The sequence below is a fragment of the Endozoicomonas sp. 8E genome, from assembly GCF_032883915.1.
Lineage (GTDB): Bacteria > Pseudomonadota > Gammaproteobacteria > Pseudomonadales > Endozoicomonadaceae > Endozoicomonas_A.
Genome location: NZ_CP120717.1, coordinates 322,528 through 333,489, shown reverse-complemented (window position 1 = coordinate 333,489; position 10,962 = coordinate 322,528). Strand labels below are relative to the sequence as shown.

At 45.4% G+C, this 10,962-nt stretch carries 10 protein-coding genes; 6 read left to right on the top strand and 4 right to left on the bottom strand.

What is annotated here, in order from left to right; translation table 11 throughout:
- Window positions 1–116: 116 nt before the first annotated feature.
- Window positions 117–1,013: a type II secretion system protein GspC gene (gspC, locus tag P6910_RS01355; protein ID WP_317144495.1), complete on the bottom strand. Its 897-nt coding sequence runs from the start codon at window positions 1,011–1,013 to the stop codon at window positions 117–119.
- A 560-nt stretch (window positions 1,014–1,573) separates the two neighbouring features.
- Here gspC and P6910_RS01350 point away from each other — a divergent pair.
- Window positions 1,574–2,161, top strand: a complete 588-nt coding sequence (locus P6910_RS01350; RefSeq protein WP_317144494.1) for an acyloxyacyl hydrolase — start codon at window positions 1,574–1,576, stop codon at window positions 2,159–2,161.
- Between the two features lie 405 nt (window positions 2,162–2,566).
- Here the strand turns inward: P6910_RS01350 and P6910_RS01345 are convergent, their stop codons facing one another.
- The gene (locus P6910_RS01345; protein ID WP_317144493.1) at window positions 2,567–3,958 is read right to left on the bottom strand and encodes a WD40 repeat domain-containing protein; all 1,392 of its coding nucleotides are present in this window, start codon (window positions 3,956–3,958) and stop codon (window positions 2,567–2,569) included.
- A 324-nt stretch (window positions 3,959–4,282) separates the two neighbouring features.
- Entirely contained in the window at window positions 4,283–4,495 is a 213-nt protein-coding gene (locus tag P6910_RS01340; protein WP_317144492.1) for a hypothetical protein, read from the bottom strand.
- A gap of 75 nt (window positions 4,496–4,570) precedes the next feature.
- Between P6910_RS01340 and P6910_RS01335 the strand changes: the two genes are divergently transcribed.
- The 4 genes from P6910_RS01335 to P6910_RS01320 all read left to right on the top strand — a co-directional run bounded on the left by P6910_RS01335 (window position 4,571) and on the right by P6910_RS01320 (window position 8,402).
- Complete coding sequence (locus P6910_RS01335) at window positions 4,571–7,024, top strand: heavy metal translocating P-type ATPase (protein WP_317144491.1); 2,454 nt, start codon at window positions 4,571–4,573, stop codon at window positions 7,022–7,024.
- A gap of 3 nt (window positions 7,025–7,027) precedes the next feature.
- Complete coding sequence (gene cueR, locus P6910_RS01330; protein ID WP_317144490.1) at window positions 7,028–7,447, top strand: Cu(I)-responsive transcriptional regulator; 420 nt, start codon at window positions 7,028–7,030, stop codon at window positions 7,445–7,447.
- Window positions 7,437–7,583 (top strand): hypothetical protein, encoded by a 147-nt coding sequence (locus P6910_RS01325; protein WP_317144489.1) that lies wholly within the window; start codon window positions 7,437–7,439, stop codon window positions 7,581–7,583. Before cueR ends, P6910_RS01325 begins: the two co-directional genes overlap by 11 nt.
- Window positions 7,584–7,715: 132 nt before the next feature.
- Window positions 7,716–8,402, top strand: a complete 687-nt coding sequence (locus tag P6910_RS01320; RefSeq protein WP_317144488.1) for a type II CAAX prenyl endopeptidase Rce1 family protein — start codon at window positions 7,716–7,718, stop codon at window positions 8,400–8,402.
- Window positions 8,403–8,931: 529 nt separating this feature from the next.
- Here the strand turns inward: P6910_RS01320 and P6910_RS01315 are convergent.
- On the bottom strand, window positions 8,932–9,915 hold the full coding sequence (locus tag P6910_RS01315) for a transposase (protein WP_317144487.1): 984 nt from the start codon (window positions 9,913–9,915) through the stop codon (window positions 8,932–8,934).
- Between the two features lie 329 nt (window positions 9,916–10,244).
- Here P6910_RS01315 and P6910_RS01310 point away from each other — a divergent pair, with 329 nt between their 5' ends.
- Window positions 10,245–10,847, top strand: a complete 603-nt coding sequence (locus P6910_RS01310) for a hypothetical protein (protein WP_317144486.1) — start codon at window positions 10,245–10,247, stop codon at window positions 10,845–10,847.
- The last annotated feature ends 115 nt before the right edge of the window (window positions 10,848–10,962 follow it).

Genomic DNA, 10,962 nt, shown 5'->3' with positions numbered 1-10,962 from the left:
TGAACAGACCTGTCTGCGCAGCCGTCTTACAACATTCTGGTTCACACATTTCCGGGCAATAGCCCCATTAAACAGTTCAGGGAGTAATGATAAAATCCCTGTTTTTCCTCTAACACTCATAGTCTGACTTCTATTTCATAGAGACGACCACCTCGTTCAATGGTCATCGATAGCTGGGTGAGCTGTTTGATTTCCTGCAGCAGCTTCATTGTGTCGTTGCTGTCACTCAAGTCATATCCGTTAATAGACAGGGCTACATCATCAGGCTTCAGGCCTGACTCACGAAAAACGTCAGCAAACTTGCCGGGGGTTAACTGATACCCGATCAGCTGACCATCCTTCTGAGCCGCGGTGATCTGAAAAAAATCCGTAAAAGAGGCCGGATCAGCGATCAGTTGTTGATGCACTTCTGCCAGACGACTACTGTCTCTTTTTTCTACTTTTCGATCCGCTTCATTGGGGTAAAGCAACAGGGCTTCGAGCTTGCCGCGGTTCGATACAATCACCCGATCCTCATAAATATCTTTCACTTCAGCATTGGAACCCTGAAGCTTTTCACCGATTCGATAAGTGCGATCACGGCCACTGGAATGAATCACCGCAACGGAATCAGCAGGAACTGAACTGGCAACAATACCGGTGACTTTTGCAGACAGGCGGGATTTGGGAACAGCATTGGGGTCGATACCACGGTTATCGGTTTGTGTCAGCCTGATAGGCTCCTGACCAAACAGATGGAAATCATTCAGTGCGGGGTAGGCATCCTGTTCCGACTGACGACGATTTACCACTGTCGATTGTGGTTGCCACGACTGAATCATAGCGCTATCAGAACTCTCCATAAATTGCCAGGTAAGGCGGGCCAGCTGCTGAGTCAGAAGAATCACCAGCAGCACTTCACAGCCAACAATCAGTCGCCGCACCCCAGTCTGTGACAACATACTGGCAATGTTAAAGTCAGGCGAGGACAGAGGGCCAAAGGCTTTCAGTCTGTTGAGCAGGGTTGGTGACATGGTACAACTTATTCATCTAATTCGTTTATCAGTCCAATGCACATTAAGTCGGCATTAAAATTCTTGTTTTCTCAATTGCCACTGCTAGTGGTACATAAGTACAAAAAATTCACCATACGTGCAAATACTTACAAAAACAACGAATTATTCTTCATCCTGCAGTGCATACGGGCTGCAGCAAAACGGCCCTGACCTTGATCCAGATCAGATCGACCGATTTGATGATAATGGTTCACTGTTACACTCTCGTGAAGCCATCGGATCGCCTCTTTTGGTTCGAATGATAATGAGCAAACTCAGCTTCATCATCTGGCAATTCATTGATCCCTTCACTTTTTGAGTCATAAAAAATCCAAAACCGGGTGAGATAACAGCCTGAATATCGACCTGACTTTGCTGAAAAAGAACAAGGTTGGAAAAATCTGGTCTTATTCACTGGCTCCTTAGTGTAAGTTAGTAGGAAGCCCCCTCCCACTTGGCGTCAGGAATATTGCGCAGCAAAATCTGGTAGCGGGCTCAATAAATATAAAAAGTAATAAAAAAACAAGAGCATAAGGATCATGAAATTCAATAACGCAGCCTTTCTGTCAGCAGTACCTGTGGTGCTATCTGTTTTTTCAACGTCGGTCGTCGCACAACCCGAAAGTATTCATTTCAGCTACGGGCCGGATCTTTCCAGTAAAATAGAGGTTAAGGACACTCGCTTGGCCCTGAGATGGCCTTTCAGTGACGAAGGACTTCTCGAACATTCAGAATGGAATGACCGCTTTCTTCTCGATACTTCGGTTTCTTACTGGGATAATCAACTGGATGCCAGCCCCTCTCACAGCTCGAAAGGTGGCGATGATATCTATGGCTTTTTCGTGACTCCGGTATGGCAATTCAAAAGTCCCAGCGGACAGTATTACTTCGATGCCGGTCTGGGCGTTGGCTGGATCAGCGATACCCAGATTCGTTACAAAGGCGACCAGCCTTTAGAAAAAAGCACTCATTTACAATTTGAAACCATGCTGGGTGCAGGCGTTCTCCTGGGTTCCGAAAAAAATTTTGATCTGGGCGCCAAGTTGCTTCACTACTCCAATGCTTATATCAAACGGCCCAATATGGATTTGAATGTGATCCAGTTCTCGCTTGCGTATCATTTTTGAAATTAAATGCCCGGCAGTTGTCGGGCGTTTTGCTGATTAACAGACTCGCTCTTAATAAGCTCCTCTATTGCAAATCATAGGACTTGATAAAACAGCAAAATACTGAAATGAAGGTCTATCCTTTTCTTCCTTATCAGCAACAGCGACGGATCTACCCGCACTGATTCAAGGTGATGCACGCTCCAATTGAGCTTGCCTGGTGGGTGGTGGGTTTGATTCTGTATGCTGGTGTTATTATCGATTCCGTGCATCCCTGAATTCTCCAAAATGGGTATTGATCTTCTACCAGCAAGGACAGTCAGTGTTGATAACGCAAAGCTGGAGTCCGTTTTAGAATAAAAGTTCATAAAATGTTGTTAAGGGCAACTAACAGAGTTGCTGTCTTTCAGTGCAATTAAAATGGCGTCACTCAGTGACAGCAGACAATGAATTATTGCTTCTTAGTTCAGTGATTTTCACTGCGCCGTCGCTACTGGCGGTGACTACACGGCTGCCATCGGAGCTGAAGCTGGCTGATAAGACCCAGCCATTATGGGAAATACTGGCTTTTTCTACCCATGACCCATCGTCCTGTAGACCAATGATTTTCGCTGTTCCGTCTTTGCTGGCAGTCACCACATGGCGGCCATCAGGGCTGAAAGTGGCTGATAAGACTCCGTCTTTATGAACAATGCCGGCTTCTCCTTCCCATGTTCCATTGGCTTTCTGGCCATAGATTCTTACTGTGTAATCGTCGCTGGCCGTCACCACATAGCGGCCATCGGGGCTAAAGTTGGCTGAGTTAACATAGTCAATATGGCGAATGGTTGTTCTTGGTTTCCATGATCCATTGGCCTTTTGGTCATAGATTTTTGCCGTGTTATCCTTTCTGGCAGTCATCACATGGCTGCCATTGGGGCTGAAGATGGCTGATAAGACCCATCTATGACGCTCAATGCTGTTTTTTTCTAAACAGGATCTACCGTTCTTGAGGCCACAGATTTCTGCCGTTTTATCTTCACTACCGGTCAGTATATTGTGGGCAATGGGGTTGAAGGTGGCTAACTTGATCGGACCATTTTGGGGGATAGTGGCTTCACTTTTCCATGATCCATCGTCCTTGAGGCCGTAAATTTTTGCCGTTTTATCTTCACTGGCGGTCACCACATAGCGGCTATCGGCGCTAAAGGTGGCTGAGTAAACACAGTCAGTATGGGAAAAGCTGCCTACTGGTTTCCAGGACCCATCGCCCTTATGGCCGTAGATTATCACTGTGCCATCGACACTGGCAGACACTACGTAGCGACAATTGGGGCTGAAGGAAGCTGAATTGACCGAGCCGGTATGGGAAATGCTGGCTATTACTTCCCATGATCCGGCAGCCTTATGAACGTAGATTTTTGTCGTACCATCGTCACAGGCGATGACCAGATGGCGGCCATCGACACTGAGGCTGGCTGAGTTTACGCAGTGCTTTTCTTGAATAGTTTCCGTTGTAACTAATGTAAATGTTTCACATTGAGACATCAGCCTGGTCTTGGTGAAAAAAAACAGGGCAGGTACATAAATCCTGTCCGGTTTACGATCCGTGAGTGAATTCACTAACGCCTTATCATTCGTGAACGACTCAAACCAATCACGGAGTTGAATATCATTTTTTGTATTGATGGCTGTCCTTATTTGATACTGATGTGGTGAAGGAAACCGGCGATACCAAGCTTTTGCCAGAGCATTATCTTTGTGGATACCATCGCAAAGGCGGGTACATACCCGTTCTAAACTGACAATATCTCGAAGTTGCAAACGGCTGTAAATCATGGAACTTGATAAAATACAAAAATACTGAAATGAAGGTTTATCCTTTTCTTCTTTGTCAACAACAGCGACGCTTCTACACGTACTGAAACAAGATGATGCAATCCCCGGTTCAGTTTGCATGGGAGTTGGCGAGTTTGACTCTGAAATGCTGGTGTTATTATCTATGCTATACATCCCCGATTCCTCCTGGGTATTTATCTTCGATCGGCAAGGGCAGTCAATGTTGATGCTGTTTGGTTAGATTCGGTTCTAGGACGAAAGTTCATAACAAGTTGTTAAGCGCAACTAACAGAGTGTCTGTCTTTCAGCGCATGCAAAATGGCGTCACTCAATGACAGCAAGTGATGAATTGTTGCTCTGTAGTTCAGTGATTTTTACTACGCCGTTGTCGCTGGCAGTCACCAAATGGCAGCCATGAGGACTGAAATTGGCTGATAAGACTCCGTCTTTATGGACAATGTTGGCTTCTTTTCGTTCCCATGATCCATTGGCTGTCTGGCGATAGATTCTTACCGTGCCATCTTCATTCCCAGACAATCCTTTACCTTCCAGTCAGGGTAAGGGTTATCCTGTGCACAGTTTCCCTCAAAATCGATCTCGTGGAGAAACACCATGAAATCTCTTCAGATTCAGCTGGCTCTCTCCGGAGTCAACTGTGCCGGCTGTGTCGGCAAAATTGAAAAGGCTCTCAAAGGTGTGGCTGGCGTGAATGCAGCCAGTGTTAACTTTGCAGACAAAACGGCCATGGTCGAAGGCAGTGCCGACCCTTCCTCTCTGATTTCAGCCGTGAAAAACGCCGGATTCGAAGCCGAAGTAATGCCTTGCGATTCTGAACGACAATTTTCTATACCAACAATTCACTGTGCATCCTGCGTCAGCAAAATTGAGTCGGCTCTTCTGGAGGTTCCGGGTGTTGAGAGCGCATCGGTCAATCTGGCTGATAAAACCTGCTCTGTTCAGGGGCAGTCTGAAGTTGCCGTCATTCTGCAGACATTGGAAAATGCCGGGTATCCCGGCACCGTGCTGACACCTGACAGCGATCTTCGGCTAAAGCAGGAAGAGGAAGACAAAAAACAGTATCGCCACCTGCTAAAACATACCGCCATTGCTCTGGGTCTGGGCATTCCCCTGATGATCTGGGGTGTCGTCACCGGTGAAATGAGCGTGAATACACCCTTTCAGCAACTTGCCTGGGGGATTGTCGGCCTTGCCACTCTTTTTGTTCTGGTGTTCTCCGGTAAACACTACTTTACCGGCATGTGGAAAGCCCTGAAGCACGGCAACACCAATATGGATACCCTGATTGCCATAGGTACAGGCATAGCATGGCTTTACTCCATGGTCGTCGTATTGTTTCCTCACCTTCTACCGTCTGCCGCCCGCCATGTTTACTTTGAAGCCAGTGCCATGATCATTGGTCTTATCAATCTGGGCCATGCTCTGGAGTTAAGAGCCAAAGGCAAAACCAGTCAGGCGATTAAGCGTCTGCTGGGGCTTCAGGCAAAAACGGCCAGAATCGTACGCAATGGACAGGAAATAGATATACCCACAGACCAGGTTTTGAAAGGCGACATCGTCAGAGTCAGACCCGGTGAGAAAATCGCAGTAGACGGCATCGTCGTTGAAGGCACCAGTCTGGTGGACGAATCCATGCTCACAGGCGAACCACTGGCTGTGAAAAAAACACCAGACGACGAAGTTTCAGCAGGCACCCTGAATAAAAATGGCAGCTTGCTGTTCAGGGCAGAAAAGGTGGGCAGTGAAACCGCTCTGGCCCACATCATTGCTCTGGTAAAAAAAGCCCAGAGTTCAAAAATGCCCATTGCCCGGATGGCCGATCAGATTTCATCGGTATTTGTACCCGTTGTGATAGTCATTGCTGTTCTGGCAGCCACTGTCTGGCTCTTTTTCGGACCCGCGCCGGTATTGGCGCACGCATTGGTGGTAGCTACCACAGTTTTGATTATCGCCTGTCCCTGCGCCCTGGGTCTGGCCACTCCCATGTCAGTCATGGCCGGTATTGGCAAGGCCGCTGAGCTGGGAATGCTGATTCGCAAGGGAGACTCTTTGCAGCAGGCCAGTCAATTGACCACCATAGTGCTGGATAAAACAGGCACCATCACCGAAGGCCTACCCACAGTGACCGAACGGGTCAGCATCACAGCGGACACTGAGGAAGAAAAGAACAGAATTCTGCAGATTGCCGCCAGCATTGAGAGTGCATCTGAGCATCCCCTGGCCGACGCTATTGTCAATTCTGCCAGACAACAATCATTGTCACTGTCACCTGTATCCGATTTTTATGCGATAACCGGGCAAGGGGTGACCGGGCGTATTGAAGAAAAGTCTGTGCTGCTCGGTAATGAAAAGCTGATGGCAGCCAATGGTATTGATGTCATGCTACTGGCATCCACATCAGAGTCACTGGCCAATCAGGGTAAAACCCCCATGTATCTGGCTGTGGATAATCAACTGGCGGGGCTGATAGCGGTCGCTGACCCAATAAGAAAAGACTCCAAAGCAGCTATCAAAAGACTCCATAAACTGGGCATCAGGGTCTTGATGGTGACAGGTGATAACAGGCTGACTGCGGCAGCTGTCGCTCAACAGGTAGGCATTGATGACTTCAGAGCCGAAACCCTGCCAGAAGACAAGGAACTCTGCATCAGGCAGTTGCAGGAAAAAGGGTACAAGGTCGGTATGACAGGTGACGGTATAAACGACGCCCCGGCCCTTGCCCGTGCTGATGTTGGCTTTGCCATAGGCACAGGGACTGATGTTGCTATTGAATCGGCAGATATCACCCTGATTCGCTCTTCACTGCATGGACTGGCCGACGCCGTCGAGCTGTCCAGGGCAACCCTCGGAAACATTAAACAGAACCTGTTTGGCGCCTTTGTTTACAACTCTCTCGGCATTCCGATTGCTGCCGGAGTGCTATACCCTTTCACAGGGATGCTGCTTAACCCTGTTGTTGCAGGAGCAGCCATGGCTTTGTCATCGGTCACGGTGGTCAGCAACGCCAACCGTCTGAGACGTTTCGAGCCAACTGCCAGGAAGATCTGAATCATGAACATTTCCAAAGCAGCGCAGGCCACCGGGCTGACCGCCAAAACCATTCGTTACTATGAAAGTCTGAAACTGATCTCACCGGCCCACCGTCTCGATAACGGTTACCGTGATTATAATGAATCACATTTGCGAGAACTGTCTTTTATTAGCCACGCCAGAGAGCTGGGTTTTACGCTAAAAGAGTGCTCAGACCTTCTGGATCTCTACAACGACAAGCATCGTAAAAGTGCTGATGTAAAATCACTGGCCCTGAAAAAATTAGTCGATGTCGAGGCTAAGATCAGTCAACTGCAAGTGATTCGTGACAGCCTGCAACAACTCACCCAATGCTGTCATGGAGACAATATGCCGGACTGCCCTATCATTGACCGGCTGGCCAAGGGAAAGGAATTGGATCCTGATATAGATGGGTTATAAAGCTCCCGGTGATATGATGACTGTTAATACCTTCACGGTTTCACTGTCTGCCCTTATTGCTGCCAAGGCCACTATCAACAACGTGCAAAAGACCAAGCGCCACAAAAAAACCAGTCACTTTGAACGAAAGGCCTGAAAGCAGAGGCTCAACGTCCCCTTCAGCCTCATCTTGGGATTAGAAAATACTCATGCTGCGTCGGGTAGCGTAGCGAAGCCGCTGAACAGTCTATTTTAGTTGCTATGCTTGTTTTTTCAGGGGATAAGTACAATGAAAAAATATATTTTAATCATCGTAATATCAATATATTGCTCATTAATAACTCAGTATGCAAAGCCAGATACCCCTCCCCTAAAAACAGAGCATGGATTTAGCTCTTTGCAGACAGCAAGAAATATAGCCCTCAGAAGTTCAGATCCAGAGGATAATAAAGACAAAAGATCTAACATATTAATATTTTTTATAAAAAATATTAATTTTAATAAGCAACTTTATTATGGGTTAACATCAGGTATAATGGATGCTGGGCAACATCTGCTTGTGGCTTATTTCGTTTTTCGCCCTCTCTCATTAATACATGATCCGTACGATGAAACATTAAAACTTAGAGAACTTATTATAGGAGCTGTCTTTGAAGAGTTGATATTTAATGGTCACTTACTCCGTTTAGTTAATTTTTCTTTAGAATACGTAACTGATAGAAACAGCAATGACGATGAAATAATATTTATTTTGAGTAACATTATAAAATCTACAATTTTTGGACTTTTACACCTTACCAACCCGAACCCATCAATTTTACAAGTCACAATGTCATCGATAAATTCATTTAGCAGAGGGCAACTTTGTAAATATCATGGCTTACTTTCTGCGACAATATCTCATGTTACTTTAAACTCTATTGGCTATTTATTGATCCTTTATAGAGAACACTTTTTTAGCAATGAATCGGGATAGGGCAAAGCCTCACAACTCTGCTCCTCCCAAACCACGAGCCGAACGGATCAACTGGCATCGAAAAAAAAATAAGACACCCATAAAAAAAAATAAGACATCCATAAAAAAAATAAGACACCCATTAAATAAACAAGACATTTAAAAAAATAAAAAAAATAAGACACCCATTAAATAAACAAGACATTTAAAAAAATAAAAAAAAATAAGACACCCATAAAAAAAATAAAACACCCATTAAATAAATAAGACATTTAAAAACTGTATTCCTAAAAAAAATAAGACACCCATTAAATAAATAAGACATTTAAAAAAAAAAATTAGACACCCATTAAATAAATAAGACATTTAAAAACTGTATTCCAAAAAAGGATCTGAAAACCTATCTTCGAATAGCCTATCAGCGAGCCACACAGGAGCATCCCACGAACAGAGGCTGCTCAGGCCATGATTCAGACAACACAAACTTATTCCGACTTAAAGTCGAGGAGGGATAAAGAGAAAGTGTTTAATATCTTAAATAATTTCTACGCTAACCTGTCAGATACAAACGACTGCAGGCGTTTAAACCTCGAAGCCACTTCTGTCCGACTTCAAGTGCAAAGGCCTTCATCGCTTCCAGACGGCCAACTGCACGATAAAAACGATTATTCCATTGCATGGTTTTCAGCCACTCATCCGGATCAATGTCCAACCTTTGAAGAATAGGAGGGGTACACGACGGGATGGAACCTCTCTTATCTGTTCTGGCAATGCGGCCACTCCAGTCAACCAGTTCCAGATAGTCGTGAAGAAGGTAGGGAAGGGCAACATCCGTATTCTGGCCCTGCAAACAAAAAGGTTTCAGGGTCAGCGGCTGTTTTTTAGTCTCAGAATGTGTAACCTGCTCCACCCGTTCCTGAATCGACGTATAGTCTGATTCTTCCGGTGTTTCTACCTTTCCAGCCCGAATCGGATTCAAGTCAACGTAGGTCATACAGGTTAGTAACGCTGCTTCGTCCAGCAGTGCCTGGCTTTTAAAGCGACCTTCCCAGAAGCGTCCTTTACACTCATCTTCTTTATTGGCCTCACGAGCAAGATGTTCATTCAGGCAGCGCATAAACCAGCTGATATCCGTTAAACGACGCCGGTATTCCTCAGCATATTCATCAATACGGGCCAATTCAGCGCTGCCCAGTTTGTCAGCGGCCAGATGCCTTTGCACCAGAAGCGGACCTGCGAACAAGGTCGTCCATCGGTGAAGCACTTCGTCCCGTGACCAGCCTCTGGCAGATGACTGATTGATGTGCAAAACCACATGGTAATGATTCGACATGACAGCGTAAGCGCAGACTTCGACAGCGAAGACTGAAACCAGTTCCCGAAGTTTATCCACCACCCATTGGCGGCGATGCTCGTAGTTCTTGCCAGTCAGGTGGTTCTCTCCACAGAGGTAAGCCTGACGAACACATCTTGCCGTGCAGTGGTAATAAGGCGTTGCGCTGGGGTCAATCAGAGTATTGCGGGCCTGAGCCATGGACTCACCTGTCCTGGTAAAAAATCAGTGATGGGTGAAAAAGTAGACTAGGTGGGTGATAAAGCAAATTTATGGGTGTCTTTTTTCTTATGGGTGAAAAAGTAGACCAGGTGGATGGTAAAGCAAATTTATGGGTGTCTTTTTTTCTATGAAGAAAATTGAAAATGCAAAAATATATGTCAAACTGCGTACGTATTTCTCGCTATTTGTGATGGTGAGATGATCTTCTTGGACCTGGGTTATTGAGGTGAAGTATGAAGATTCGGAGTATTGATGAATGTCGGCTTGTGCAATCTATTGCAATGTTTCTTTTTTCCTGTTCAGTGTGTATGGCTGATCCTGTTCCAACATTGATTGACACAAATGCAACTGAACCGACGATTGATATTGAGTCATTTTCCCAGCTAGTGAATGATAAAAGTGCTGACGAGGTGCTAGAGTTAGCCGAGAAATATAATGTCCCCATTTATGAGGGGAAGATATCACTTGATGCGATGACAAACAATTTTTCATTAGAGACCACACCCTATGATATGAGTCTTGACTCACATGATGATAAAACAGATGAACCGCAGGGACCAGATAGAGAACGAAGATCTACCAATGGTAATAAGGAGTGTCATCTTGAAGATCTTAGATTCGATGTGTCGAAATTTAATTTTTTGAAGGGTGATATCAGAAAATTCTATAGCGCAAATGTAATAAACATTAAGCAGGCTGTTGGAAGTTGCTCTAATATAGATTCCCTGAAAAATGCTAAACAACACACTATCGCCAAGCAAAAATTATACGAGCAAAATTACCCTGTACAGCCTGCAAGGTGCGTAGCAACCAGTTTTAAAAAGCGAGCCTTCGTAGTCATGGGTAGCCAACCAAATATGTATGTTATAGTATTGGATAAATTTGTCGCAACTAGAGCTGGGTGTCGTTAGAAAAGGAACGCATATTAACCGAATTTTTCGGACAAGGCATAACAAAAAAATCCAGGTGACGCCATCGGTGCACCTGGTTTTGGCGTAAGCGCTCCTTAGAGGATGTCTTCAAAAA

Bases quoted from the DNA above. Each gene is read 5' to 3' on its own strand.
- gspC (WP_317144495.1), bottom strand. From the start codon at position 1,013: ATGTCACCAACCCTGCTCAACAGACTGAAAGCCTTTGGCCCTCTGTCC.
- P6910_RS01350 (WP_317144494.1), top strand. From the start codon at position 1,574: ATGAAATTCAATAACGCAGCCTTTCTGTCAGCAGTACCTGTGGTGCTA.
- P6910_RS01345 (WP_317144493.1), bottom strand. From the start codon at position 3,958: ATGATTTACAGCCGTTTGCAACTTCGAGATATTGTCAGTTTAGAACGG.
- P6910_RS01335 (WP_317144491.1), top strand. From the start codon at position 4,571: ATGAAATCTCTTCAGATTCAGCTGGCTCTCTCCGGAGTCAACTGTGCC.
- cueR (WP_317144490.1), top strand. From the start codon at position 7,028: ATGAACATTTCCAAAGCAGCGCAGGCCACCGGGCTGACCGCCAAAACC.
- P6910_RS01325 (WP_317144489.1), top strand. From the start codon at position 7,437: ATGGGTTATAAAGCTCCCGGTGATATGATGACTGTTAATACCTTCACG.
- P6910_RS01320 (WP_317144488.1), top strand. From the start codon at position 7,716: ATGAAAAAATATATTTTAATCATCGTAATATCAATATATTGCTCATTA.
- P6910_RS01315 (WP_317144487.1), bottom strand. From the start codon at position 9,915: ATGGCTCAGGCCCGCAATACTCTGATTGACCCCAGCGCAACGCCTTAT.
- P6910_RS01310 (WP_317144486.1), top strand. From the start codon at position 10,245: ATGGCTGATCCTGTTCCAACATTGATTGACACAAATGCAACTGAACCG.